This is a genomic window from Acinetobacter nosocomialis, from assembly GCF_041021905.1.
Classification (GTDB): Bacteria; Pseudomonadota; Gammaproteobacteria; order Pseudomonadales; family Moraxellaceae; genus Acinetobacter; species Acinetobacter nosocomialis.
Genome location: NZ_CP157432.1, coordinates 2,231,227 through 2,257,050, shown reverse-complemented (window position 1 = coordinate 2,257,050; position 25,824 = coordinate 2,231,227). Strand labels below are relative to the sequence as shown.

General features: G+C 35.7%; 22 protein-coding genes, 1 other RNA gene and 1 pseudogene. 9 read left to right on the top strand and 15 right to left on the bottom strand.

Annotated features, from left to right (window positions below; translation table 11 throughout):
• Window positions 1-200 precede the first annotated feature (200 nt).
• Window positions 201-297: signal recognition particle sRNA small type (ffs, locus tag ABLC00_RS10445), an RNA gene on the top strand.
• Window positions 298-311: 14 nt separating this feature from the next.
• On the opposite strand, the gene ABLC00_RS10440 is transcribed toward ffs, so the two are convergent.
• From ABLC00_RS10440 to ABLC00_RS10425, 4 genes are all read right to left on the bottom strand, one after another.
• Window positions 312-794, bottom strand: coding sequence for a regulatory protein RecX (locus ABLC00_RS10440; RefSeq protein WP_032011531.1), 483 nt, complete (start codon window positions 792-794; stop codon window positions 312-314).
• Between the two features lie 54 nt (window positions 795-848).
• The gene (gene recA / locus ABLC00_RS10435) at window positions 849-1,901 is read right to left on the bottom strand and encodes a recombinase RecA (protein WP_032011532.1); all 1,053 of its coding nucleotides are present in this window, start codon (window positions 1,899-1,901) and stop codon (window positions 849-851) included.
• 145 nt (window positions 1,902-2,046) lie between these two features.
• Entirely contained in the window at window positions 2,047-2,487 is a 441-nt protein-coding gene (locus tag ABLC00_RS10430) for an RNA-binding S4 domain-containing protein (RefSeq protein WP_002049587.1), read from the bottom strand.
• Window positions 2,471-3,157, bottom strand: a complete 687-nt coding sequence (locus ABLC00_RS10425) for an HAD-IA family hydrolase (RefSeq protein ID WP_032011534.1) — start codon at window positions 3,155-3,157, stop codon at window positions 2,471-2,473. Before ABLC00_RS10425 ends, ABLC00_RS10430 begins: the two co-directional genes overlap by 17 nt.
• A 359-nt stretch (window positions 3,158-3,516) precedes the next feature.
• On the opposite strand from ABLC00_RS10425, the gene ABLC00_RS10420 reads away from it, so the two are divergent.
• Both ABLC00_RS10420 and ABLC00_RS10415 read left to right on the top strand, forming a co-directional pair.
• Window positions 3,517-3,753: a hypothetical protein gene (locus ABLC00_RS10420; protein WP_017394092.1), complete on the top strand. Its 237-nt coding sequence runs from the start codon at window positions 3,517-3,519 to the stop codon at window positions 3,751-3,753.
• Between the two features lie 114 nt (window positions 3,754-3,867).
• Window positions 3,868-4,161 carry a hypothetical protein gene (locus tag ABLC00_RS10415; RefSeq protein WP_004708422.1) on the top strand — a complete coding sequence of 98 codons (294 nt, stop codon included), beginning with the start codon at window positions 3,868-3,870 and terminating at the stop codon, window positions 4,159-4,161.
• A gap of 51 nt (window positions 4,162-4,212) precedes the next feature.
• Here the strand turns inward: ABLC00_RS10415 and ABLC00_RS10410 are convergent, their stop codons facing one another.
• Both ABLC00_RS10410 and gigD read right to left on the bottom strand, forming a co-directional pair.
• On the bottom strand, window positions 4,213-4,749 hold the full coding sequence (locus ABLC00_RS10410) for a GNAT family N-acetyltransferase (protein ID WP_033846529.1): 537 nt from the start codon (window positions 4,747-4,749) through the stop codon (window positions 4,213-4,215).
• Between the two features lie 43 nt (window positions 4,750-4,792).
• Window positions 4,793-5,242 (bottom strand): Lrp/AsnC family transcriptional regulator GigD, encoded by a 450-nt coding sequence (gigD, locus tag ABLC00_RS10405; RefSeq protein ID WP_004708427.1) that lies wholly within the window; start codon window positions 5,240-5,242, stop codon window positions 4,793-4,795.
• A gap of 146 nt (window positions 5,243-5,388) precedes the next feature.
• Here gigD and kynU point away from each other — a divergent pair, with 146 nt between their 5' ends.
• The 5 genes and pseudogenes from kynU (at window position 5,389) to ABLC00_RS10380 (ending at window position 11,095) form a co-directional block, all read left to right on the top strand.
• Window positions 5,389-6,639 carry a kynureninase gene (gene kynU, locus ABLC00_RS10400; protein WP_033846530.1) on the top strand — a complete coding sequence of 417 codons (1,251 nt, stop codon included), beginning with the start codon at window positions 5,389-5,391 and terminating at the stop codon, window positions 6,637-6,639.
• Between the two features lie 39 nt (window positions 6,640-6,678).
• Complete coding sequence (locus tag ABLC00_RS10395; RefSeq protein WP_002049621.1) at window positions 6,679-8,085, top strand: amino acid permease; 1,407 nt, start codon at window positions 6,679-6,681, stop codon at window positions 8,083-8,085.
• 7 nt (window positions 8,086-8,092) lie between these two features.
• Window positions 8,093-8,839 (top strand): alpha/beta hydrolase, encoded by a 747-nt coding sequence (locus ABLC00_RS10390; RefSeq protein WP_004886903.1) that lies wholly within the window; start codon window positions 8,093-8,095, stop codon window positions 8,837-8,839.
• Between the two features lie 732 nt (window positions 8,840-9,571).
• Window positions 9,572-9,670 (top strand): annotated as a pseudogene (locus ABLC00_RS10385) (hypothetical protein); the annotation flags it as partial.
• 246 nt (window positions 9,671-9,916) lie between these two features.
• The gene (locus ABLC00_RS10380; RefSeq protein ID WP_004886904.1) at window positions 9,917-11,095 is read left to right on the top strand and encodes a S8 family peptidase; all 1,179 of its coding nucleotides are present in this window, start codon (window positions 9,917-9,919) and stop codon (window positions 11,093-11,095) included.
• 43 nt (window positions 11,096-11,138) lie between these two features.
• Here the strand turns inward: ABLC00_RS10380 and ABLC00_RS10375 are convergent, their stop codons facing one another.
• Together ABLC00_RS10375 and ABLC00_RS10370 are read right to left on the bottom strand one after the other, a co-directional pair.
• Window positions 11,139-12,593: a SulP family inorganic anion transporter gene (locus ABLC00_RS10375; protein ID WP_033846531.1), complete on the bottom strand. Its 1,455-nt coding sequence runs from the start codon at window positions 12,591-12,593 to the stop codon at window positions 11,139-11,141.
• 246 nt (window positions 12,594-12,839) lie between these two features.
• Window positions 12,840-13,469, bottom strand: a complete 630-nt coding sequence (locus ABLC00_RS10370; protein ID WP_004886908.1) for an SOS response-associated peptidase family protein — start codon at window positions 13,467-13,469, stop codon at window positions 12,840-12,842.
• Between the two features lie 358 nt (window positions 13,470-13,827).
• Here ABLC00_RS10370 and ABLC00_RS10365 point away from each other — a divergent pair, with 358 nt between their 5' ends.
• A complete protein-coding gene (locus tag ABLC00_RS10365) occupies window positions 13,828-15,270 on the top strand; it encodes a glucose/sorbosone family PQQ-dependent dehydrogenase (protein WP_004886909.1) in 1,443 nt (480 codons plus the stop codon).
• A 54-nt stretch (window positions 15,271-15,324) separates the two neighbouring features.
• Here the strand turns inward: ABLC00_RS10365 and ABLC00_RS10360 are convergent, their stop codons facing one another.
• From ABLC00_RS10360 to ptsP, 7 genes are all read right to left on the bottom strand, one after another.
• Window positions 15,325-15,768, bottom strand: a complete 444-nt coding sequence (locus ABLC00_RS10360) for a universal stress protein (protein WP_004708443.1) — start codon at window positions 15,766-15,768, stop codon at window positions 15,325-15,327.
• Between the two features lie 145 nt (window positions 15,769-15,913).
• Window positions 15,914-18,007, bottom strand: a complete 2,094-nt coding sequence (locus tag ABLC00_RS10355) for a GGDEF domain-containing protein (RefSeq protein WP_004708446.1) — start codon at window positions 18,005-18,007, stop codon at window positions 15,914-15,916.
• A 616-nt stretch (window positions 18,008-18,623) separates the two neighbouring features.
• Window positions 18,624-18,839, bottom strand: coding sequence for a hypothetical protein (locus ABLC00_RS10350; protein WP_006580896.1), 216 nt, complete (start codon window positions 18,837-18,839; stop codon window positions 18,624-18,626).
• Between the two features lie 189 nt (window positions 18,840-19,028).
• Window positions 19,029-19,493, bottom strand: a complete 465-nt coding sequence (locus ABLC00_RS10345; protein WP_004708449.1) for a MarR family winged helix-turn-helix transcriptional regulator — start codon at window positions 19,491-19,493, stop codon at window positions 19,029-19,031.
• 672 nt (window positions 19,494-20,165) lie between these two features.
• Window positions 20,166-21,884: a fructose-specific PTS transporter subunit EIIC gene (locus tag ABLC00_RS10340; RefSeq protein WP_004886914.1), complete on the bottom strand. Its 1,719-nt coding sequence runs from the start codon at window positions 21,882-21,884 to the stop codon at window positions 20,166-20,168.
• A complete protein-coding gene (pfkB, locus tag ABLC00_RS10335; protein WP_004886917.1) occupies window positions 21,871-22,818 on the bottom strand; it encodes a 1-phosphofructokinase in 948 nt (315 codons plus the stop codon). Before pfkB ends, ABLC00_RS10340 begins: the two co-directional genes overlap by 14 nt.
• A gap of 14 nt (window positions 22,819-22,832) precedes the next feature.
• On the bottom strand, window positions 22,833-25,691 hold the full coding sequence (gene ptsP / locus ABLC00_RS10330; RefSeq protein ID WP_004886919.1) for a phosphoenolpyruvate--protein phosphotransferase: 2,859 nt from the start codon (window positions 25,689-25,691) through the stop codon (window positions 22,833-22,835).
• Window positions 25,692-25,824: the final 133 nt, after the last annotated feature.

The window sequence follows — 25,824 nt, the reverse complement described above, 5'->3', positions numbered from 1 at the left end:
AATGCAAGGATAGTTTACAATCTTCAAGCATATTTTATGCAAAATAAGAAAAGAGCATAAGCTCAGAAAACTACATTTTTGGGGTTTTAAGCTATTTTTGCTGATGAATTAATCAATCGAAACAAAAACTTGCTGAAAAAGCCAGAGAAGGGTTGCAACTCTTTTAAAAATCTCTATACTTTGTTTTGCAATGGTAACCCCGCTGGTGGCTTCGCAATTGTACTCTGTGAATCCCGCCAGGACCGGAAGGTAGCAACGGTAGCAGATCTATGATGTGCCGAAGTTTTGCTAGTGGGGTTGCCACCATTCCTTTAATCCAATTTTCTTTGGATCGCTTTTAAAATCACATCTAAATCAAATCCTCTATATTGTAGAAATCTAATCTGCTTTGCTTTAAGTTTTGGGTCTTTCTCTATCTCTTCTCCAAACTTCTTAACTTTAAGTTGATAAGCTTGTTCTACCCAATCAATTTCGCGAATTTCGTCGGCAATTAAATCATTTTCGATCTGTTTAGTTTTTAAAGCTTGTTGAATGCGTTTCGGTCCTTTACCTTTACGAATCTGACTTGCAAGCATTTGCTCAGCAACACGCTGATCACTTTGGTAATTTTGTTCAGATAACTCTTCAACGAGTTGGTTCACTTCTTCTATATTTTGTGCATAACGGGCTAATTTCTCAATGAGTTCTGCTTTAGAGTAGTCTCGTCGAGTAAGTAATGCAAAAGCATATGAGCGTAAACGCTGGCCAGTGAGTGGTGGACGCTGTTGAGATTGTTCATTGTTTCTTTTGAACATATATATTTCCTTGTAAAAAACGCCTCGAAGGGCGTTTTTATGACTTAGGTGTAATTAAGATTCTAATAAAAGATCTGGTTCTTCTTCATCATCTTCAATTGGCACTGCGCCATTTGTACCTGTAGTCAACAATTGCTCACGGATATTACGTTCAATCTCTTCAGCAATATGTTTGTTTTCTTCAAAATAGCGGATCACATTATTCTTACCTTGGCCAATTTTATTGCCTTGATATGAATACCATGCACCAGCTTTCTGAACGATATCTTGCTGTACTGCCAAATCTACAAGTTCACCTAATTGGTTAGTACCTTTACCGTATAGAATTTGGAAAATAGCTTCTCTAAAAGGAGGAGCCATTTTATTCTTAACGACTTTAACTTTAGTTTCTGAACCAACAATTTCATCGCCTTCTTTTACCTGACCAATACGACGAATATCTAGACGAACTGAAGCATAGAACTTAAGAGCGTTACCACCAGTCGTGGTTTCTGGGCTACCAAACATAACACCAATCTTCATACGGATTTGGTTAATAAAGATAACCATACAGTTTGAACGTTTAGCGTTACCAGTAATTTTACGAAGTGCTTGGCTCATAAGGCGTGCTTGTAGACCCATATGAGAGTCACCCATTTCGCCTTCAATCTCTGCTTTAGGTGTAAGGGCAGCTACTGAGTCCACAACGATTAAATCAATTGCACCTGAGCGAACAAGCATATCAGCGATTTCAAGCGCTTGCTCACCATTATCAGGTTGTGAAACGAGTAGGTTATCAATATCTACACCAAGCTTACGTGCATATTGAGGATCTAGGGCATGCTCTGCATCGATGAAGGCACATGTACCACCAGACTTTTGACATTGAGCAATTGCTTGTAATGTCATTGTGGTTTTACCAGAAGATTCAGGACCATAAATTTCAATAATACGGCCTTTTGGTAAACCACCAATCCCCAATGCGATGTCTAAAGTTAAAGAACCTGTAGATACGGCTTCAACTGCTTGAACAGTGTTGTCACCGAGACGCATAACCGTATTTTTACCAAATTGTTTCTCAATTTGGCTCAAAGCGGCTTGTAATGCTTTGCTTTTATTCTCATCCATCTCAAAAACCTCAATACTCTATGTTCATCACGTTTAACCCAAGTGGATGCATTGAATCTCAACTTGTTTCACAGGGCTAATAGTGACAGATTTTTTCTCTAGCTTCTATATATTGTATATGTGAGTGCGACACAACTCGACGTTTTTATTCATCATTATATGACCAGTGGTCTTCATAATGTTGATCGTTATCCTGTTTAAACCGATTGATTTGTCGCCGATCTTTCTTGCTTGGTCTATGGTCAGGCCGAGCTAGATTATGCAATTTTCGTTGCGAAGCAATCAACTCCCGTCTTGCAATACTTACTTCGGTTTCTTCATAAAGCTGTTGTGCAATAGGAGCCGGTCCTCTGGTATTGGAAAGTGCTTTAACAACAACTGTCTTTTTATCAAAACCTTGTTGAACAACAAGTTCCATTCCAACACGAATTTCTTTAGAAACTTTTACACGTTCATTATTGTGATGCACTTTTCCCCCTTCAATTGCAGCTTTAGCAATAGAACGGGTTTTAAAAAAACGTGCTGCCCATAACCATTTGTCGACACGCATGGTTTCTACAGCATCGTTTTCACGCAATTTTGACATCATTATCCTTTCTATCAGTTTGATTCAAAATAGACAGTAGCTCTGTAAGCTGATCTAGTGCTTTATACTCTAAATCTTGTAGCTGTCTTTTACTCTTAAGAGTTGAGGGCTGTAAGATAGTAAACAAGTGTCTTATACCAAATTTTTCTGCAGTTTTTAAAACTTGAATAGTATCGTCTAAAAAAATAGTGTTTTGGGGTTCAAAATAATGCAAGCCTTGTAATTCTTGCCAAAACTTAAGGTCTTCCTTCGCATAACCAATTTGTTCACTAGATACAATCACATCAAAAAAATCTTGAATAGGGATGTTATCAAGTTTTAACTGTAAGCTTGCACAGTCTGCGTTGGTCACTAACCAGCATTGATAGCCTTGTTCTTTCAGAGTATTAAGTAACTCCATACATCCTGATCGTGCTTTAATTTTATGCTGAAATTCTTTTTGAAGATTTAAAACATCTACACCTGTCGTTTTTGTCCAATACTGTGAAGAATACCAGGAAAGAGTATGTTTATTGCTACAATAAAACTGGTTTAATATTTCATGGCTTTGTGTTAAAGAGATTTGATGCGTCTGAGAATGTCGTTCAGGTAAGCATTCGTTCCAGATAAAATCATCAAAAGCCAAATCTAATAAAGTTCCATCCATATCGAAAAGCACTATTTTATGCATGTTTTGAGAGCTCCAATTGAAACAGACATGGAAGAAAAGTAATTTAAGATTATAATCATTAAATACGATAAAACGGACTGATTTATGCTTATTTCATCATTTTATAATTTAAATAGTCTGTACTAGGTAAACAGAGAGATAACAAGAGAGTTCTTAGACTTAGACTACTCAATAAGATCGCTGAAACAAATTTTTTGAAAAATATTCATATAAAAGGAATAGGGTGGAGGATTAATAAAAATTTATTAAAAATATACAGTTGTATTTATTGGGGATTCATTTTTTGATAAGCATTTTTGCTTTTCTATGAACTCTATGGAATTATCATTATTTAAATATTATTAAAAGTTGGAATAAAAGTGGGCTTATATACAATTAGATATGGCTATCGTAATAATAGTTTTTTTATAGCTTCAAATGCTGCTGGACAATTCATTGTGATTGATGCATTAGGAGCAGATTTCCAAATAGGTCATCAAATTTCTTATGAAGGTACCAAAATAATAAATGAAACTTTAAATGATGAGACAGAAGCAAGAGTTCATCTGGAGAGTAATGAAAAAGAGGCTTATGAATATTTACGTGCCATGAAATAATGAATTCGTTATTTTGATTTACATAGGATACGTATTGGCAAACATTTTATAAATTGAACCGTACTTGTTTAAAGTTATATTAAAAATTATCCGAATAACAATTTAGAGCAGGCAATGAAAATTGGATTTATTGGCGGAGCCAATGATGGCATAGTGATCAATGCTGCTAATGGTATTGATACTTATAAGCTTGAATGGCATTACAAGGCTGAGAAGCATTGTGAAGAACAGCCATCATTGGGGCTAAATGGCCCCGAATATGACTATTACAATTTATTAATTTTGAGAAAAAACAAAGAAGCAAAACTTTTCTATGTTTTAACTACAATGGATAAGGAAGCTATTGCAGATAAAATTAATGAATATTGGGAGCATTCCACTTCGGTAGGTTATGACTTTGATGAATAACCTTTATTTTATATTCATTGGAACGGTTGAAATATATCCTATTTTACACCTTTATAACCCAAAATTAGGATTATTTATTTCATAAAGAACATGTTCTTGAAGGGCGTGTCCATCTGGAAGCTTGGGGTGATTGAAGTGTTTAACTTTACACATTCCTAGTCTTTCCATGACGGCTTGTGATGGCTTATTTACCGTTGCTGTAAAAGAAACCACTTTATCTTTATTCAGAACATTAAAGGCATAGTCCAAAGCTGCTTTTGCTCCTTCTGTGGCATAACCTTTTTTCCAGTGTTTTGTAGCAAGTCTCCAGCCAATTTCAATGCATGGAGAAAAATCAAATTGTTCTGGTTGGTCATGTAGACCAATAAAACCGATAAATTCATGGTTTTCTTTTAATTCTAAAGCCCAAAATCCCCAACCTTTTTCATCAATAAGGGCCGATGCTCTTTGAATTAAATTTATACTTTCAGTAGCAGATAAAAGCTTTGGAAAAAAACGCATAACATCTTTATCCAATCCCATTTCGATAAAGGGGGCAGCATCAGTTTCCTTCCATTGTCTTAAGATTAAACGTTCGGTTTCGATCATAGTAAAAGCTCTTTAAATATAATTTTTAATTTAACCATATAGTCTACAGTGGCTTTTGTATAATTTTCTGTAAGATAATCTTAGAATTAATGCTTACCACTCCTTTAATTTTATTGAGTGTATTAATAACAAAGTGAGAAAAAGAATTTAGATCTTTAGTGGCGACATGCAGAACATAATTAGATTCGCCTGTAATGATATAAGCATTAATCACTTCATCAAAATTCTTGATCTGGCTTAAAAAAAACTGGTGATCATTTTCAGTGAGTTGAGCAAGTTTAATTTCAACTATGGCCTCAATTTTTATACCTAATTTTTCGTAGTTAACTTTCGCTTGATATTTTTCAATAATTCCGTTGGTTTCTAAAATCTTGACACGTCTGTGACAAGCAGAGGCTGAAAGATTAACGAGATCAGCAAGTTCTTGATTGCTTAAGCGGGCATTATCTTGTAAATACTTCAAAATTTTTAAATCAATTGCATCTACATTCATTTTCGAATTCCATCCATGTTTTTTAATTTTAATTAGAATTCTATACGAAATTATCTGTTTTTGATCAAATATTATCGAATAAATCGAAAGAATCACCATGATAAAATTCAAATACAAAGGAAATGTTGAAATAGGTGCAATACCAAATGATTACTCGTGAACAGTGTTTGTATTGGGATCAGGAAGACGAACTCAAAAAATTTAAAGATGAATTTGCATTGCCAGAAGGTGTCATTTATTTAGATGGTAACTCTTTAGGCGCTAGACCAAAGAAATCTTTGTCTGTCGCTCAGCATATTATTTCCCAAGAATGGGGAGAAGATCTGATCAATAGTTGGAATAAGGCTGATTGGTGGGGGTTACCTACTAGACTGGGCGATAAGGTAGCCACATTGATTGGTGCAGAACAGGGTGAAGTTGTTATTTCAGATTCAACTACATTGAACTTATTTAAAGTTTTATCAGCAGCGGTAAAAATTCAGGCTGAAAAATTTCCAGAACATAAAATAATTGTGGCGGAAAAGGATGCTTTCCCAACAGATATTTATATTATTGAAGGTTTTGTTGATTTAATTCAAAAGGGCTATCAAGTTGAATTGATTGATGGAGTAGAAGACTTAGCTCGAGTTCTAGAAAAAGATGTTGCTGTAGTAGTTCTTTCTCATGTGAATTATCGTACTGGGTATTTCTACGATATGGCATCTATTAATAAACAGATTCACTCTCAAGATGCTCTGGTTATTTGGGATTTATGTCACTCAGTTGGTGCTGTGCCTATGCATCTTAATCAAGCTGATAGTGATTTCGCGATTGGTTGTACGTATAAATATTTAAATGGTGGACCTGGTTCTCCAGCATTGTTATGGGTCAATGAAAAACACCGTGATCAGTTTTGGCAACCATTATCCGGTTGGTGGAGTCATAAAAAGCCGTTTGATATGGCCCAGCATTATGAACCAGCGAATAGTATTCGTCGCTATCTATGTGGGACTCAGCCAATTATTTCTATGAGTCTGATTGAGTGCGGAGTAGATATTTTCCTGCATGCTGATATGCAAAAAATCCGTGAAAAATCGCTGAAATTAACTGATTTATTCATTCAGCTGGTACAGCAAGAATGTTCTGAATTTGGATTTGAGTTAATTACTCCTTTAGATCATAAATATCGTGGTAGTCATGTCAGTTATCGCCATGAGTTTGGTTATGAAATCATTCAGGCGCTTATCGCACGTGGCGTGATTGGTGATTATCGTGAACCTGCTGTCTTGAGATTCGGTATTACACCTTTGTATCTGGGCTTTGAAGATATCTGGAGTGCAGTACAGCACTTAAAAGAAACCATGCTGAATAGTGAGTGGAAAAATAAGCGTTATTTAGTTCGCGGTGAAGTGACCTGATTTAAGGAATCAAAATAAAACAAATGGCTAGGAGGGCCTATGAGTAGTTTTGATGAAATACAAAATAGAGAAGCTGGACTGCATAAAAAGTTATCTGCAAAACAGATGGGGATGATTGCGATTGGTGGAGCAATTGGAACCGGTTTATTTATGGGAAGCAAATTTGCAATTAGTTTTGCAGGTCCCGCCGTGATAGTTAGCTATGCCATTGGTGGTTTAATTGCATTTGCACTTATGGCTTGTTTGGCTGAAATGACAGTGCAGCATCCTACTTCGGGCTCATTTGGTGCATATGCAGAACATTATATGTCTCCACTCGCTGGCTTCTTAGTCCGCTATTGTTACTGGGCTTGTATTGTGTTGGCTGTAGGTACCGAAATTACCGCCGTTGCTGATTATATGAAGCTCTGGTTTCCGAATGTAGGCTCTTGGGTCTGGATTGGATTTTTTTCACTGACCTTACTTGTTGTAAATGCCTATAGTGTAAAAGCCTTCGGGTTAGTCGAGTACTGGTTTTCCACAATTAAAGTTTTTGCCATTATCGTATTTATTCTTTTATCTATTGGTATATTGACGCAAAGTAATCAGGGAATGAATCAAGTAGTTACTAATTTGAGAGGTCATGGGGGCTTTTTTCCAAATGGCTTTAGTGGAGTATGGATCGGGGTCATTATTTCTATATTTAGTTACTTAAGTATAGAAATGATTGCTGTCGCAGCTGGTGAAGCTAAAGACCCTGAAAAAGCAGTAAAAAAGGCATTTAAAAGCACAGCGCTACGACTCATTTTATTTTACTTATTATCCTTATTTCTAATCGTTACTTTGGTGCCGTGGACTGTTTTGATTGGAGCAGATGCAACTAGTCCTTTTGTTATGGTCATGAAGATTGTTGGTATCCCATATGCAGATAGTATTTTAAATTTTATTGTAATTGTAGCTGCCTTATCAGCGATGAATAGCATGCTTTATATTTCAACCCGTATGTTGTTTAGTTTGTCACGGGCAGGTGATGCTCCAAAAGTTTTTGGCCGAATCAGTAGTAATGGTGTGCCGGTAAATGCGCTGTTGCTATCTGCGGTAGGGATTGGTATTGCTAGTATTGTTTATACGATTAATCCGGCTTCTGCGTTTCCAATTATGATTGCGCTATCGATGTTTGGTGCATTGTTCACTTGGGGCAGTATCTTTGTGACACATATGTTTTTTAGAAAACACATGACACAGCAAAACATCGAGCTAAAATTTAAAATTCCCGCTAGTCGATTTATCTCGTTGTTTGGGTTTATTGCGATTTTAAGTATTACAGTAACTACCTGGTTTACCAATGAGTTTAAATCCACTTTACAGTTTGGAGTGCCTTTAGTTCTTGTTCTGATATTTTGCTTTTACTTAAAACGTTCAACTGTAAAGCTAAATCTCAATTCTGGTGAAGAAACGTTGAAGTGATCGCTATATGAGAAAATACGATAATGCTACAACGGTAGCAAATGAAGGGGAAATACTAGCAAGCTTTCAGTATAGAAGCTTGCTGAGTTATCAGACCTATCACCATATAAAAGATATAAAGTACGGTTCACAGAACCGATCAACGATGGATTTTTTTCCTTGTGAACACACCAATAAAACCGTGATTTTTATTCATGGAGGCTATTGGCAGTGGTGTGATAAATCGGATTTTGCTTTTATAGTGCCGTATATATTGGCAAAAGGAGCCCAGTGTGTACTTTTAGAATATGACTTGGCTCCTCAAAGTCATATTTCAGAAATGATTATGCAAATTCAGAAAGCTCTAGATTTTATTGCTAAACAAAATTGGAAAACGAATGAAGTTCAATTAGTGGGGCATTCAGCAGGTGCACATCTTGCAGCTGTATGTTTAAACCATCCTTTATTATCAGAATTGGCTTTATTAAGTGGTATTTATGATTTATCTCCTATAAAGGAGACTCATTTAAATCATGCATTAAACTTATCAGAAGAGGATATTTTGAAATATAGCCCTATTTATCAGAAACAGCAGACTGATATACCTTGTAGGATTTTGTGTGGAGAGTTGGAGCTAAGTGAATTGCAGTGGCAAAGCCAAAATTATTTTGAGCACAGATGTAGTACTGGTCATGAGTTAGTTTCTTTCGAGACTATTTCTGGAGTTAATCATTATTCCATTTTAGACTACTATTTTAAATATATATTTAAATAGATATGGATGTAGGCGCTGAACTTTATAAGAATAGTTTAATTATATTTTACTATTTAAATCAATAGCTTGTTTTTTGCTAAGAGATGCTGCATCAAATAATATGTTTTATTAAATTTGAAATAAATATATTCATTTTTGGTTATGTTTAAGTGAAAATGTAGAATAGTTCACATTTAAGTGGCTTTTTATCACTATGTTTGATTTCAAGTTGACCTAAATTAATAACTCAATTAGATTAAAAGGATAGTGTTTTCTCTCTAATCGACAAACTGTTTAGCTGTTGCTTAGATGAGTTTTATAGTCCGTAGCTTCCCAAGATACGGACTTTTTTATTTTGCATCATCCTTAGCTAAAAAATATTTAGCATACTAAAGCAGCAGTTAGTAGGAAGGATCAGGTCGAATTAAATGAAAATTTTAAAGAAGCATTGTAAATATATCTTTAAAGGTGTATATTTACTTATGCATATACTGCGTCTGTAAAGTTGTTTATTTTAATACCCTCATATTTTAGATATGAGGGTATTTTTTATTAAAAGATTTTTTCATAAAATTAATTTATTTAAATAAAATTATTAGAATTAGATAGTTTAAATGGTAATTAGAGTAAATAAAATATCTATACATTTATTATACGTATGACTTATAGTTAAAAAAATTGTAAATTACTTGGAGTTGCATGAATTGATAAATTTTGAAATAATTTTACTAATTTATTAATTATCATATTGTTATGGATATTTTGAAGTTTTTGAAAAGTTTTAATACTGTTGGAACTTACTTATCACTAGCAACTATAGTATTGCTCATTATGATTATTTTTTTTATTTTATTTCTCCAAAATAATAAAATACATCTCACTATAAAAAAATAAAATATATAAATTTAAATTAGATTTCTATCACAATTTTTATTGAAAAAGTTGAAGCATATTGTGTGGAATAAAAAATTATGAAAATATGATTTAGGTTTAAAAACAGATAAAAATCTTTAAGATTTCCATCTTGAATTTAATCCTGAAATAAAAAATTTATTATTTATCATAAAAATACTTGAAATATAATATATGGAGATACACATGAAGATTCGCAAGGTTTCTGCTGTTTTTCTTTCAATGGCTGCGACTCATTTAGCTTATGCGGCACCTAATCTTTTAAATTCTGCAATAGATTCTTCTCAAGCAAAAGGAATTATTAAAAATCAATATATTGTCATTTTGAATAAGGATATTGGGCCTGCGAAAGATTTTGCACAGAATATTGCAAAACAGCATGGTGGCAGAATTTTACAAAGCTACGACAGTGCTCTTAAAGGTTTTGCAATTTATTTACCTGATACTGCAGGCACAGCGTTCATTGAAGCGATGAAAAAGAACCCTCAAGTTCTTTCTGTAGAAAATGATACTGTAGTGAATATTGATGCAACGACACAAACTAATCCTGATTGGGGACTAGATCGTATTGATCAGAAAGCTTTACCATTAAATTCAACATATTCTTATTCGCAAACTGGTACCGGGACAACAGCTTATATTGTTGATACTGGTATATTGTCTACTCATCAAGAATTTTCAGGTCGTGTATTAAATGGATATACAGCAATATCTGATGGTAATGGTACGACTGATTGTAATGGGCACGGCACACATGTTGCTGGAACGGTAGGTGGTACCACTTATGGTGTTGCCAAGAATGTAAAACTTGTCCCTGTTCGGATTTTAGGATGTGATGGTTCCGGTGCTTCGAGTAATGTTATTGCTGGTTTAGATTGGATTTTGAAAAATGGAAGTAAACCAGCTGTTGTAAACATGTCCTTAGGTGGGGCGGCAAGCTCTTCTTTAGATAGTGCAGTAGAAAACTTATATAATAATGGCTATGTAATGGTCGTAGCTGCTGGTAACTCAAATACAGATGCATGTACTTCTTCTCCGGCTAGAACAAGTAATGCAATTACAGTTGCTGCAACTGACAATACTGATACTCGAGCAAGCTATTCTAACTACGGAAGCTGTGTTGATATTTTTGCGCCCGGAAGTCAAATTAACTCTTCTTGGATTGGGAGTAATACGGCCACTAAAGTATTAAATGGCACTTCCATGGCAACTCCACATGTTGCTGGAGTAGTTGCTGAACTTTTTCAAAGTACACCTACAGCTACACCTCAAACGATAACATCCAATCTGCTAAATCAAGCGACTAGTGATGTGGTGAAAAATCCATCTGGTAGCCCAAACCGTTTATTATATAAATCTCCTTAAAAATATAATTCTCTATGATTGAAAAGGTCCCGCAGGACCTTTTTTAAATTTTTGCATGTGTACCATACTTGTCAATCATGACTGAACTGGCTTCGTTTAAACCACGTACAGTAACTTGTATGCCATTCTTTTGAAACTTTTCCACTGCTGAATCAAGCATTGCAACCGAAGTGATATCCCAAATATGTGAATGAGTCAGATCAATAATGACTTCTTTTACTTCTTCTTTAAAGTTAAAGCTTTGCATGAATTTATCTGAAGAACTAAAAAAGATTTGTCCTCTTAAATCATATAAACGATAGTTGCCTTCTAATGAGGTTATCACGTGTACATCATTTTCAAGTTTATTCGCTAAGAAAAGCGCGGAAAGTAATACACCCGTCAATACGCCTAGTGCTAGGTTATGAGTAGCTACAACTACTACAACGGTTGCAATCATGACGATATTGCTACTTTTAGGATGAGTTTTAAATTGCGTAAGTGAACTCCACTCAAAAGTACTGATTGATACCATAATCATGACAGCAACAAGTGCAGCCATAGGAATAACTTTCAACCAATCACTTAAAAATACGACTAAAATCAGCAAGAATATACCTGCACATAAAGTAGATAAGCGTGTACGGCCACCTGATTTAACATTAATCATTGATTGTCCAATCATTGCACATCCAGCCATCCCACCCATAAAACCCGAGGCAATATTGGCAATACCTTGACCTTTACATTCCTTAAATTTATTACTCGGGCTATCCGTCATTTCATCAACAATTGTGGCTGTCATCATCGACTCAAGTAAGCCAACTGCAGCTAACGCTAATGAATAAGGAAGAATGATAAGAAGTGTATCTAGATTAAGAGGAATATTTGGAATTAAAAAAATAGGTAGAGTATTTGGTAGTGCTCCCATATCGCTAACTGTTCGCACATCAATACCAAAAAGGAGGGTAAGTAATGTGACTATAACAATACATATAAGGGGAGATGGAAAAAATTTTCCAAGCTTTGGTACATAAGGGAATAGATAAATAATTGCTAAACCAATAGCGACTAATAGATAGACGTGCCAACTTACATTGATTAACTCTGGTAGTTGAGCCATAAAAATGAGAATGGCGAGAGCATTTACAAAACCCATCACAACCGATTTAGAAACAAAGCGCATGAGCTTAGCAAGCTTAAGATATCCCACTACGATTTGTATGACACCCGTCAAAATAGTAGCTGCGAATAAATACTGAAGACCATGTTCTTTCACTAGGGTCGTCATGACTAAGGCCATAGCACCTGTTGCTGCCGAAATCATGGCAGGACGACCACCTACAAAAGAAATAATAACCGCAATACAAAAAGATGCATATAAACCAATTTGGGGATCTACACCTGCAATAATTGAAAAGGCAATCGCCTCTGGAATTAAAGCCAGACCAACAACAAGCCCAGAAAGAATATCTGCACGGACATTAGAGAACCATTGTTCTCGAAGATTCGTTAACATGGAAATAGCCTAGAATTTTAAATTTTAGAAAGGCTAGTGATGTGATATACCAACACACAAGCGACTACACCACATCACTAGACAGTGATGAGTTATTTACAAAAGAGAAGGGTAAATAAACTTAAGGTGGCGTAAGTGTCATGGATAATGAAAATTTGAAATTTTAAAGAGGTGCGAAGGATAACATAAGTTATTAGGCGGAGCCATTTAAGCTTGCTACCTTCACTTATTAGGCATCTAACTATTTTATGATTTGTTCATCTCTACTTTAGGCAGAGACGTAAATTCATTTAATGGCATATCTAGGAAAAAGTCAGAGGCTTCATCATGCTTGCAATTTAACCAATCATTTCTAAGATCTTCAGGTATCACAATAATTGAACGTTTTTCATCATCTGGTTTATGGAACTGTTTCATAAAAGAATGTCGATCTGCATTGATTGTTAATAATGACATTGTTCTAACTTTCTGCTTATCAATTATGGTTTCTTCATAAATTGCTGCAAGTGTAAATGGCTTTCCATCTTGACGGAATATGCCATACCAATGAGCTTTTCCATTGATATATTTAGGTTCATAAATAGCTTCAACAGGTATAAGTGCGAATTGATCGTGTGACCACGCATGCTTAAAGGAACGTTTTTGTTCAACCGTTTCAGTCCTCGCATTATAAGTTGCGTATTTAAAAGTTATTTCTTTTGCATATGGAGGTAGCATACCAAATTTAACTTTTCTCCATTCCCATTCATTTTGTTGAGATAAGATCATTGGACAGTCATCGCTTGGATAGACATCCGAGTTGTAGTCAAAAGTAGGTTCAAATAAGCCTAATTGATGAGCATGAGCTTTTTTAAGGGGTTTAAAATTTGCACACATAACTAAACCTGATTTCTGCTTTAGTCCTAGCTTGGAACTTTTGGCTTTGTGTTATGTATATTTTTATAATTTGAATTGTTTGTTTCAGTATTAATTTTTACTTTTCAATTACTTTAACAAAGATTTTCTTCGGATTAATCGTTTTAAAAAATAAATGAATTATTGGTAGGGGGGAACCATAGGGCATTTCTAAGATATTTATTGGTTTTGAATAGCTACTTTTATGCAACAGAGCCTTTCAGAAATTTGGATTTTAATAAATATGCTATTCATCATAATACAAAAGATATAGAGAACGCATACAAATCAAACATTTTTAGTGTGGGTTAACTCTTTAAAAAATTTATAAGGTGGAATTATGAATAAACATTTATTAGCGAAGATCACTCTTTTAGGTGCTGCACAACTATTTATCTTTAATACGGCATTTGCGGATATTCCTCTTACCCCAGCACAATTTGCTAAAGCAAAAACACAAAATTTTGATAAAAAAGTTATTCTGTCTAACTTGAATAAACCTCATGCTTTGTTATGGGGACCAGACAATCAGATTTGGTTAACCGAGCGTGCGACTGGCAAAATTTTGAGAGTAAATCCTGAGTCTGGTAGCGCAAAAACCGTTTTTCAGGTTCCTGAAATTGTAAATGATGCTGATGGTCAGAATGGTTTATTAGGTTTTGCTTTTCATCCTGACTTTAAACATAACCCTTATATCTATATTTCGGGCACTTTTAAAAATCCAAAATCTACAGAAAAAGAACTACCTAACCAAACGATTATCCGTAGATATACCTATAACAAAACAACAGATACATTTGAAAAACCTGTCGATTTGATTGCTGGCTTGCCATCATCGAAAGACCATCAGTCGGGTCGTCTCGTCATTGGTCCAGACCAAAAAATCTATTATACAATTGGTGACCAAGGCCGTAATCAGCTAGCTTATTTGTTCTTACCAAATCAGGCACAGCACACTCCAACCCAGCAAGAGCTCAATAGTAAAGACTACCATACATATATGGGTAAAGTATTACGCCTAAATCTGGACGGAAGTATTCCCAAAGATAACCCAAGCTTTAACGGAGTAGTGAGTCATATCTACACTTTAGGGCACCGTAACCCACAAGGTTTAGCGTTTGCTCCAAACGGAAAGCTTTTACAATCTGAGCAAGGACCAAATTCTGATGATGAAATTAATCTCATTTTAAAAGGTGGGAACTACGGTTGGCCAAATGTAGCGGGTTATAAAGATGATAGTGGTTATGCTTATGCTAACTATTCGGCTGCAACCAATAAATCACAAGTTAAGGATTTGGGACAAAACGGAATAAAAGTAGCTGAAGGGGTTCCGGTGACTAAAGAATCCGAATGGACTGGTAAAAACTTTATAGCCCCTTTGAAAACGTTGTATACCGTTCAAGATACCTATAACTACAATGATCCAACTTGTGGTGATATGACTTATGTTTGTTGGCCAACAGTCGCGCCGGCATCGGCATATGTATATACGGGAGGCAAAAAAGCGATTCCAGGATGGGAAAATACATTATTGGTACCATCTTTAAAACGTGGGGTAATTTTCCGTATTAAGCTAGACCCGACGTATAGTGTGACTTTAGATGATGCTATCCCGATGTTTAAAAGCAATAACCGTTATCGTGATGTGATTGCAAGTCCGGAGGGTAATATTCTATATGTACTGACAGATACGGCTGGTAATGTGCAAAAAGATGATGGTTCGGTAACAAATAATTTAGAGAATCCAGGTTCTCTCATTAAATTTACGTATAACGGAAAGTAATCTACGCAAAAAACCCAGCGCTATCGCTGGGTTTTTACATAACTTTAGATGTATTTATTCAGTTACGACCAACACTGGTACATGGATTTCTCCTAAGAGTGCTTGAGTTACACTTCCTAAGAAAAACTTTTTAAAACCTTTTCGCCCATGAGAACCGATTACTAATAAATCAGCTTTTAGCTCAGTTGCTGCTTTAATAATTTCTGTGTGAATTGTTTGACCCTCAACAATCTTTGTTTCAACAGAAATTCCGTGTTGATTAAATTGTTCTTTAGCCTGATCTAAGATGCCCTGAATCGAAGCTCTCGCTTTATTAAAGTAATCTTGCGCAATTTCTGTACTATCGATGATTTCAACTGAAATAAAAGGATCAATAGTAAGCGCATATACTAAAGTGACTTTACTGTTAAACGCTTTAGCAAGGCTTGCAGCATGGTTAACCGCAATAAGTGAAGTAGGAGAACCATCGACTGGAACTAAAATATGGTGATAACTCATATATTGCTCCTTATTGTCTTATGACAATATTTATTGTTGAAGAACCTAAGCTTGTTATCGTTATGGTTATATTATCGCCAATTTTATGATTTCTATTGTGTGTTTTTAGTGTGCAAAGTGAGCGACTACTTTTTAAAGGTAGAGATTAACTCATTGAATAATGACTTTCTAAGTAAGCCTGACCTTGTTTGAGAATAGATACAACCTGATTGGCATCGATAGCTTGTTCGAATAAAAAGCCTTGTCCAATGTTATAGCCAAATTGAAGAAGTAATTCTTCTTGTTCTGGTGTTTCAATGCCTTCTGCAATTAGACCAAGTGAGAGATTTGGAGCAAGTAAGCCAATGGCTTGAACAATTGCATAAATTGATGGGTCATTTTGCATCTTTTGTATAAAACTACAGTCGACTTTTAGACAGTCAATTGGGTAATCTCTTATATGTGTTAGAGAAGAGAATCCTGTTCCGAAATCATCTAAAGCAATGCGTACACCATGTTGTTTTAGTTTATTGAGTGCGCGAATAACATATTCCGAACCACGGTCCCCAAGCATATGCTCAGTAACTTCTACTTCAATTAAATGTGTAGGAATTTCAAGATGATTAATTTTTTTTAATAGCCGTTCTGCATAATTATCTCTTAAAAACTCAACTGGTGCAGCATTTAGAGATACTGGAAGGGGCTGAAAACCTAATTTTATCCATTTAGCCATATCATGCAAAACTTGATGTTGCATGATTTCACCAATTTTACTTGCTAAATCGTAATCTTTGAAAGCTTCAGCAATCTGAGAAGGTAAACCTGTCTGAGCCGACGTCGTGTGCCAACGGAGTAATGCTTCAAAGCCCACGACAGTATGTGTTTTTAAATCAACTTTAGGTTGATAATAAGGTTGGATGGTATGGTGACGAATAAGCTGCCGGGCAATGTTAAGTTGAGACGCGATTGCCTCGGTTAATTGCATCATACTCGGGTTATACATACGTATACCGCCACGACCTCGAGCTTTTAAGTCATGCAGTGCCATGTCTGCACAGCTTAATAAACTTGATTGATCAACAGCATCTTGAGGATAAATGGCACAGCCAATGCTCATCCCGCCGTTGAGTACATTCCCGGCATACGTAATAGGTTGATTAAGTTGCTGAAGCAATACTTCAGCAAGCTCGCGCACATCATTTTCATTTTTTAGATGGCTGACAATAACTGCAAACTCATCGCCACCTAATCTAGCGACAGAACATCGTTCATGGTCTACACATTGATTAAAACGTTTGGATAGTATTTTTAATAAGTGATCACCAGCACTATGGCCTATGGTGTCATTAATGTGTTTGAAATGATCTAAATCAATTAAAAGTAGTCCTACACTTGTTTGCGTTTCCCTTGAGTAGGCTAGAGTACGTTTTAGTTGAAGCTTAAATGAGCGTCTATTAAATAATCCAGTAAGTTCATCTCTTTCACTAATATCTCTTAAACGGTTTTCAGTAAGATATTGTTGAGTGACATTCCGGGAAACACACAATATTTGAATAATTTCGCCATTTGTATGCTGGATTGGGGTAAGCATGTTATCCCAATATTCAGGATCTTGATGAGGTAAACAACTCATGCCAGCGAATCGAGCTACTTTACCTTCTAAGGCTTTTTTTAAAGCAACTCTTCCACGCTTACGAATATGAGATGGTAAAAGGTCTAACCATCGCATGCCAAATTTTTTTTCATTTACAGGTACACCTAGAGCAAGGCATCCTGATTTATTCATATGAGATACTGTACCATCAGTATTTAAAACTTTAATACAATCCACACTAATATCGAGCATTTGGTTCTGTATATCGATATCTTTGCGTAAGCTTTGTTGTTCTTGAATATCTTGGTCAATATCTAGGAAACTAACAAACCATTCATTTTCCTGAGAAGATTCATGGTATTTCGACAATTGAATAGAAAGTTTACACCATCGATAGTGGTGACTCTTATGCAAAAGACGGCATTTAAACTCAACTCTTGATTGGAGCCGTATAGCATCTAACCATTTATTTTTAACTTCTTCTAAATCGGCAGGGTACACGAAATCTAACCATTGCTGAAACAATGGAGGAGAAGTATCGCGCCAGTACTTTGTACACTCCGTATTGCAGTATAAAATTAAGCCCTTTTCATCACTGACCCAAGTCGGTAGAGGAAACTGCTCAACAATAAAGTGCTTTTGGGTAGTGTTCGACATTGAAGTCATAACATGCCTAAAACTGCTGAAGAGTTAAACTATTTATAAACTGTATTGTAATAGTTGTGTCGTCCCCACAAAAGCTATAAAAACTGAATATTTGATTTTTTTTTAGACTTGAATAAATGTTTTTCTAAACTCGAACTGTTATTACTCATGTATGCATATGTTATTTATTAACTTTTAATTTTACGAAAATTATAAAAAATAGAGTTTTAACTTTAAAAAATTATGCTTATTTTTGTAAAAAACTTGTTAAAACAGGTGTTTATATAGCTGTAATAGAAGGCTTAACTGAGAAATTTATATCAAATAAAATATTTAAATAAGAAAAAAATGAATTACTTTGAATATTTTCTTTTAAAAAATTTATATAAAGAATCAGTTTAAGTTATTAAGCATTAATACAATAAGCACTATTAACTTTACAAAAGTAATATAAAATAAGGTCTTATGATATCGTAGAATTCTTTTTGTCAAAAAGGATATATAATTCCTTTTTGTGCATTTTATAGCCTACATTTTCCCCAAGATGTAGGTTTTTTTTATGCCAAAATTTTATTATCTCACTTGTTATTAACTTGTTAAATTATAAATAAAAAAAAAGCCATAATGGCTTTTTTATTTATACGGCTTCTGGTTTTTTCAACTGTTGTTGAATATAGAGATTCATATAGTATTGCTCTATATAATCATCAGCATAATTATTAGCTAATGTTTTTGTAGCTACTTGTTCATGCTTAGCATAGCAGTTAGTTTCCAAGTCCTTTTCAAGTACCCACCATTGGCGATTAATACGACGTACCTGAAACTTATCACTTTTATATTTTCTTTTAGCCATTTTTCCTATCATTACAATGTAGAGAATAAAAAAGAGTTTCTACTGGAGTTGAAAGAACAAGTCAACAAGCAGAATGTTTAATTGATTACTTTATGAAATCCATGTTCTTTATCATAATTATCACGTATAAAAAAAGCCCTCATGAGAGAGCTTTAAATCTAATAAATTTTGCAAATTATGAAAAAATAACTAACGCGATAGATTTTTTAAAAGCATTTTTAAGCTTTCCATCATTTTTTCTAACTGTAGGGGGGTAATACCTTCAAATGATTGTTCAAGTACCACACTCGTAAGATCATTAATTTTACTGATCATTTCAATACCACGTTCAGTAAGATATACACGTGTAATTCGACCATCTGTTTGGCAAGAATATGTTTCAACTAAACCTTCATCTTTTAAGCGATAAACAATTTTAGTTGTCGTGGACATCTTTGAAATAATCATGTCAGATAGCTCAGATACGCTAGCATGAGGTTTGCTACTGAGTGCAAGCATAATACGTCTACGAGAATTATCGAGGCCATATTTTTTAAGGGCATTATCAATATTTTGAACATATTGAGCATGGACCTGAGTAATCCAATAATATGGAAAATCTTCAAGAGTGAAAGATTCTGTTGTAGGTAAAAAACGCGCATACTTCTTTGTCATTGACTTTTCCCCATACCTTGGTGGATCGCATTTTTATGAAACTAATCTTAATAGTTGAAAAATATAGTTTCACTAAGCAAGTTATATCAGGACTTTAAGTCTTGAGCAAAATTTATATTGTTTGAATTAACAAGGACAAACTATAAATTTTCCTCTTCTGATAAAACTTATTCCTTACCGTTTATTTGAACTTGGCTACTCGCTTGGTCGTAAAATGAACGATATTTGTTTGCATGAGAATCGTAGAAAAAAAAACGTGTTTTGAACGTGACATTTCTATCAAAATTTTTTGTCTACAAAGTCATAACTTAAAAAAATAAATCCATTTATTAGGTAAATATTTAAATTAATCATATATTTAATTGTTTTTTTAAAATGAAAATTTACCATACATTTAACATAATTGATGAATTATCTATAAAATTAATGCATATTTGTTTTTAAGTTATTGATTTTAAATATTAAAATTATTTTTGGGAGTAGGGGTAATTATATCTGAAAAATCCAAATGTACTTCTAAAAATTTTGAAATTAAAAGATGAGTGTGGCCTCAAATTAAATTTTTAGTGTTTTACCTTAGAACCACTGATGACATATCTGGTTCAAATTAATTGATAATCTATAAAACTGAGTACTAATAAAAAGGGAGAATTTATATTCTCCCTTTTTTAATTATGATTTTGTTAATAATTTTTCTTCTTGATTCTTTTTAATGATGGCGTAACTTACTCCCGTTACGATACTTCCAGCCGCAATTGCTGCAAGATACAACCACGCATGATTGATTGCATTCGGAATCAGTAGTACGAATACACCGCCGTGTGGAGTCACAAGCTCACAGTGAAATAAAGCAACTAATGCACCAGTTACTGCGCCACCTAGAATACAGGTTGGAATAACACGCATTGGATCTTTTGCTGCAAATGGAATTGCACCTTCTGAAATAAAGCATAAACCAAGCACAAACGCAGCTTTACCTGCATCTTTTTCACCAGTACTAAATTTATTTCTAGCGAGGAAGGTCGCAATTGCCATCCCAATTGCAGGAACCATACCACCTGCCATCGTGGCAGCCATTGGCATATAGGTATTGGTGGTAAGTAGTCCAACTGTAAAAGCATAAGCAGCTTTATTGATTGGTCCGCCCAAATCAATACACATCATACTTGCCAGAATAATTCCCATTAATACAGCATTTGTTGTGCCCATGTTGTTGAGGAAATCTTTCATTAACTCAAAAATATGCGCTACAGGTTGACCTACCACATAGAACATAATCAGTCCAACAGATAATGTTCCTAATAATGGAATAATCAAAATGGGCTTAAGGGACTCTAAGCTAGTTGGGAGCTTAACTTTTTTAGCAATAAATAACGCGATATAACCTGCAAGGAAGCCAGAAACAATACCGCCTAAAAATCCTGCTTGTAACTGTGCTGCCAATAAACCCCCGATTAAACCGGGTGCAAGACCGGGGCGATCTGCAATGGAATATGCAATATAACCCGATAGCATGGGTACCATGAGGGTAAATGCTGCTGCGCCAATCTGTTTTAATATGGCTGGCAGACTACCAGCTTGTTCCGCTGCATTTAGGCCAAAACATAAAGAAAGTGCAATTAGCAAGCCCCCCGCAACAACCATAGGCAGCATATAAGAAACACCAGTTAATAAGTGTTTATATACACCAACTTTTTCAGTTTTATCCTTATTTTCGGTTGTTGCTTGCTGTTTACCTTGTTCTAAAACCTGAGCATTAGCAATTGCCTCAGCAAAAGCCTTGTCGGTTTGTTTTAAAGCAAAACCAGTGCTACATCTATAGACACGCTTACCTATAAAGCGGTCAGTGTTGACTTCAATGTCAGTAGCAAGAATAACAATATCGGCATCAGCAATCGCTTGAGGTGATAAAATATTCTTCGCACCTACAGAACCTTGAGTTTCTACATCGATTTGATACCCAAGTCTTTCTGCACCTTGTTGTAATGCTTCAGCTGCCATAAATGTATGGGCAACTCCAGTTGGGCAAGCAGTAATGGCAACAAAATGAGTTAATGTATTTGAAACTTGCTTAGGTTTTTGTTCCCACTCATTTGCTAGTTTTGAGTGTTCAAGTGCTGTTAAAAGCGCTTTGTCTGCATCATCTTTAATATCTTCAATAGAAACTAAAGATAAAGCGTTTTGACCAAAAATATTTAGATTTTTAGGTTGTTGTCCAATAATAATGACATGATCAAAATGATCGCTTGATTCAAACTCATCGAGTGAAATGACACTGTGTTTATAGCCGTGTTGAGTTGCGACTAAAGCTAGTTTACGAGCCAAGATTAAAGCATTGACTTGCTGTTGCGGACTATTAGTGACAAATAATAAATGTTTAGCAGTTTGCATCAGATTCACTCAATGAATTGATAATAGTTTGTGCTTTTAGTTGGTCTAGAATCTCAGGAGTAGGGATTCGAAAACCAATTTGTGTTACAGCATGGCTTGCAATGGCAGTCGCAGTTTTTAAGGTTTCTTCAGGAGGCAGTTGGTTAACAAGTCCATGGATCATGCCGGCTAAGAGTGAATCACCAGCGCCTACTGTACTTTTTACAATAACTTTTGGTGCTTGAGCATGTAAGGGGTGAGTGGCGTGTAACCAATTTACGCCATCTTCACCCATTGAGATAACCACATGTTCAATATTGGTTAAGCTATCAAAAAGTTTTCTTTGTTCGGCATAGCTTGCGGCAGGACGTTGATAACTTTCAACCAACTCATCGGTATTCGGTTTGATCATCCAAGGTTGACATTCAATTGCAGCAACCAACGCTTTACCACTGGTATCTAGTGCAACTTTCTTATTATTTTTTTTGATCAGTTGAATAAGATGTTGTAACTCATCAATACTAAAACCTTGTGGAAGGCTACCCGCTATTGCAACGACCTCGACTTGTGGTAACAGAACTTCAATCTTATTAAATAGGCTTTGTTTGTCTGTTTCAGAAACAAAGAAACCTTTGCCGTTTAAATCGGTCATCCGCCCAGAATGCTCAGCAATTTTTATATTTTGACGTGTTTCACCATCAATATAAATAAACTCGGGTTGAAATTGAGCTTGTGCAAAATGTGTATCGAAAATTTGTCGATTATGCTCACCTAAAAAACCACTTACGATTACATCATGACCTAAGTCTTTTAATACTTGAGCAACATTTAGGCCTTTGCCAGCCGCATGAATTTCTACCGACTCTTGCCGGTTCACTTCACCTACTAATAACTCATTCAGTTGAATGGTTACATCAATTGCAGGGTTTAAAGTAATTGTTAAAATTTTAGCCATTACTATTCCCAATCTTATAAGTCTTGTTCAGATAGCTGGCGCACAGCAGGGGCGCTATCGCATAGTAAAGCTTGTTGTGCAAGCTTTTGAGCATGGCTATAGCTTAGTGTACGGATTTGAGCTTTTACTAAAGGAATGCTATTTGGTGACATACTCAGTTCGTCTACGCCTAATCCCATGAGAATAGGTACAGCTTTCGGGTCTGCTGCAAGCTCACCACAGATTCCTACCCATTTGCCATGTTTGTGGGCAGCTTTTACTGTTTGATCAATCAAATTAAGAATACTTGGATGTAATCCGTCTGCTTCCGCTGAGAGTATTGGATGGCCTCGGTCAATCGCTAAAGTATATTGGGTCAGGTCATTTGTGCCGATACTGAAAAAGTCGACTTCTTGTGCAAGAACCGGTGCAAGTAAAGCAGCAGACGGAACCTCAATCATAATACCAACTTGTAAATTGTCACATGGATGTTGGGCTCTTACTTCGTCAAGAATTGCTTTGGCTGCACGCCATTCTTCAACGCGTCCAATCATAGGGAACATAATGCGTAACGGACGATTATCAGATGCTTTTAGTAGAGCGGTTAATTGCTGTTTTAAAAGCTCAGGGCGTCTTAAAGTTAAACGAATTCCTCTTAACCCTAAGAATGGGTTTTCTTCTTCAGCAATTGGTAAGTAAGGTAAAGGCTTATCACCGCCTACATCTAATGTACGTACTACAAGCGGGCGACCTGCAAGTGCATCTAATACAACTCGGTAATCAGCCTCTTGAACAGCCTCATTAGGTGCACTGCTATGAGACATAAAAACAAGTTCGGTTCTAAGTAGGCCAATTGCTTCAGCACCACATTCTACTGCTTGTGCTGTCGCTTGAACTTTACCCAAATTGGCTGCAATTTCGATTTGGTGTTGATCTAAGGTAATTGCTGGCTCGTGGCTATGGCGTTCAGCTTCTTCACGAATTTGACGCTGTTGCTCACGCTCTTGCTTGGCTTGTTCGATTTGCGCTGCATCTGGATTTAAAACAAAAGTTCCAGTATCACCATTAATAAGTAAAGTGCTTTTCGGATCAATTTCTAGGACTTGTTCACCAGCACCAACAATAGCTGGAATGCCTAAAGCACGTGCGACAATTGCACTATGCGCACTTGCACCGCCTATAGCAGTTAGAATACCTGCGACACGGTCTTTGTTTAGACGAGCGACATCACTTGGCCCCACGTCATGCATGATTAGAATATAAGGCTCTTTAGGCTCTTCAATTACTACTTCACCACATAATTGGGTTAAAACTCTATCACCAATGTCACGTAGGTCTGTTGCGCGTTCAGCGAGTAAACGATCTGGTAGTGCTTCCTGTGCTTTAGCTGCAGCTTCAATATGCTCATGCCACGCAGCCGGTGCTGATAAATTTTGATAAATTTTTTGATATACACCATTAATTAAATCAGGATCATCAAGCATTTCTAGGTGAGCTCGAAAGATTTGTTTAATTTCAGAAGCATCAGCTTTGGCTATAACTTGGTGAATATTGTTTTTTACTGCATGTAGGGCAATATCTAAATTTTCTTTCTCGACTTTTACGCCTGAACCCATACGTTCATATTGATAAATCTTTGGTTTAATCACATGGACAGGTCCAAAGGCTAAGCCACTTGATGCTGCAATGCCCGTATTGTTACCCAATGTTGTAGCATTGGATATTGCCGTTTGAGCAGGGAGTTGGTCAGGTGTTTCACTGGTTACAGGTAGCGCTTCAACTTCTTCACCTAAGCCTTGCTGCACTGCCAAAATAACTTGATCTAAAGCCTCTACGGCATCGGTTTCTGGCTCAGCGATAAAACGTAGAGTTTGGCCACGCTTACAACCTAACGCTAAAAGACGAGTTAAACTTTTGGCAGAAACAAAGCTACCATCGTCTACTGCAACTTGGATGTCGCCTTGAAAGGTTTTTGTAAGATTGACTAAGTGTGTAGCTGGTCGGGCATGTAAGCCGTGTGCATTTGCTAATACTACTGAACGTTGAGGCCAGTCCGGAACAACGTCAGCTCCAATAATTTTTGCAATTTCGTTTGGCGTTTGAGTTTTATCTAGCTCGGCAACTTGCTCAGGGTTAAATAAAATATCAATTAAACGATTAAATCTTTCATTATCGAGTTGGTCATTGGCTGCTATACAAATGAGGGTGTTCAGCTTTTTACCATTTAGTTCTAAAGCCTGTGATGGTTTAGTAATACTAATAGCTGGTTGCTGAACAAAGTGATTGCTTGAAATGGACCAGATTTGATCTTGCAGTTGAATGGCTTGTTCTGGATCAAGTGAACTTAGAAAACCACATTTTACAAAATTATGTTTTTTGAGTGTTTGAGAAGCTGCCCAAAATAAATCTTCGATATCTTGTGCATCGATTTCGGTTTGAATAAGATTTTCATGAAGTGCTAAAGATAATGGCTGAGCTTGTAGTAATTCGATAATCTGCTCAGGTTTAGACGCATTCTTTACTTGTTCGCTGACGTCATGCATTAATGCACGAGTAAGAATTTGCAAAACTTGCAAATGTTCATCAGATTTTGCTGCAATCACTACAGCTAAATAAATTTTATTTTCTCCATCCCAGATCACACCTTCGGGAAAATGGGCTAAGCGAATCCCTGTTTTTAAAATATATTCACGTGATTGAGGAGTACCGTGGGGAATGGCAATGCCTTGGCCTAAATAAGTCGCGCTTTGTTGTTCACGATTGATGAGTCCCGTTATATATTCAGGCGTAACTAACCCATCTTTTTCTAATATATCTACTAGACACTTTAATGCATGTGTTTTATCAACAGCATGTTGATTCATATGAATATGTTGAGGCTCTAGTGCTAGCATAATTATCCTTGAACAATTTCTTTGGCTTTAGCTAAAACAGAAAAAAAGAAGCTGTTTGCATTAAACAAGTAAATATACCTGTTTTTTGACAACAGCTTCAGATGAATTACCTTAGCAGAACTTTAACGGTATA

Bases quoted from the DNA above. Each gene is read 5' to 3' on its own strand.
- ABLC00_RS10345 (WP_004708449.1), bottom strand. From the start codon at position 19,493: ATGACAAAGAAGTATGCGCGTTTTTTACCTACAACAGAATCTTTCACT.
- ABLC00_RS10410 (WP_033846529.1), bottom strand. From the start codon at position 4,749: ATGATCGAAACCGAACGTTTAATCTTAAGACAATGGAAGGAAACTGAT.
- ABLC00_RS10425 (WP_032011534.1), bottom strand. From the start codon at position 3,157: ATGCATAAAATAGTGCTTTTCGATATGGATGGAACTTTATTAGATTTG.
- ABLC00_RS10440 (WP_032011531.1), bottom strand. From the start codon at position 794: ATGTTCAAAAGAAACAATGAACAATCTCAACAGCGTCCACCACTCACT.
- ABLC00_RS10360 (WP_004708443.1), bottom strand. From the start codon at position 15,768: ATGAGTTATCACCATATTTTAGTTCCAGTCGATGGTTCTCCTACTTCA.
- ABLC00_RS10395 (WP_002049621.1), top strand. From the start codon at position 6,679: ATGAGTAGTTTTGATGAAATACAAAATAGAGAAGCTGGACTGCATAAA.
- ABLC00_RS10365 (WP_004886909.1), top strand. From the start codon at position 13,828: ATGAATAAACATTTATTAGCGAAGATCACTCTTTTAGGTGCTGCACAA.
- ABLC00_RS10355 (WP_004708446.1), bottom strand. From the start codon at position 18,007: ATGACTTCAATGTCGAACACTACCCAAAAGCACTTTATTGTTGAGCAG.
- recA (WP_032011532.1), bottom strand. From the start codon at position 1,901: ATGGATGAGAATAAAAGCAAAGCATTACAAGCCGCTTTGAGCCAAATT.
- ABLC00_RS10370 (WP_004886908.1), bottom strand. From the start codon at position 13,469: ATGTGTGCAAATTTTAAACCCCTTAAAAAAGCTCATGCTCATCAATTA.
- ABLC00_RS10415 (WP_004708422.1), top strand. From the start codon at position 3,868: ATGAAAATTGGATTTATTGGCGGAGCCAATGATGGCATAGTGATCAAT.
- pfkB (WP_004886917.1), bottom strand. From the start codon at position 22,818: ATGGCTAAAATTTTAACAATTACTTTAAACCCTGCAATTGATGTAACC.
- gigD (WP_004708427.1), bottom strand. From the start codon at position 5,242: ATGAATGTAGATGCAATTGATTTAAAAATTTTGAAGTATTTACAAGAT.
- ABLC00_RS10350 (WP_006580896.1), bottom strand. From the start codon at position 18,839: ATGGCTAAAAGAAAATATAAAAGTGATAAGTTTCAGGTACGTCGTATT.
- ABLC00_RS10390 (WP_004886903.1), top strand. From the start codon at position 8,093: ATGAGAAAATACGATAATGCTACAACGGTAGCAAATGAAGGGGAAATA.
- kynU (WP_033846530.1), top strand. From the start codon at position 5,389: ATGATTACTCGTGAACAGTGTTTGTATTGGGATCAGGAAGACGAACTC.
- ABLC00_RS10375 (WP_033846531.1), bottom strand. From the start codon at position 12,593: ATGTTAACGAATCTTCGAGAACAATGGTTCTCTAATGTCCGTGCAGAT.
- ABLC00_RS10380 (WP_004886904.1), top strand. From the start codon at position 9,917: ATGAAGATTCGCAAGGTTTCTGCTGTTTTTCTTTCAATGGCTGCGACT.
- ptsP (WP_004886919.1), bottom strand. From the start codon at position 25,691: ATGCTAGCACTAGAGCCTCAACATATTCATATGAATCAACATGCTGTT.
- ABLC00_RS10430 (WP_002049587.1), bottom strand. From the start codon at position 2,487: ATGTCAAAATTGCGTGAAAACGATGCTGTAGAAACCATGCGTGTCGAC.
- ABLC00_RS10340 (WP_004886914.1), bottom strand. From the start codon at position 21,884: ATGCAAACTGCTAAACATTTATTATTTGTCACTAATAGTCCGCAACAG.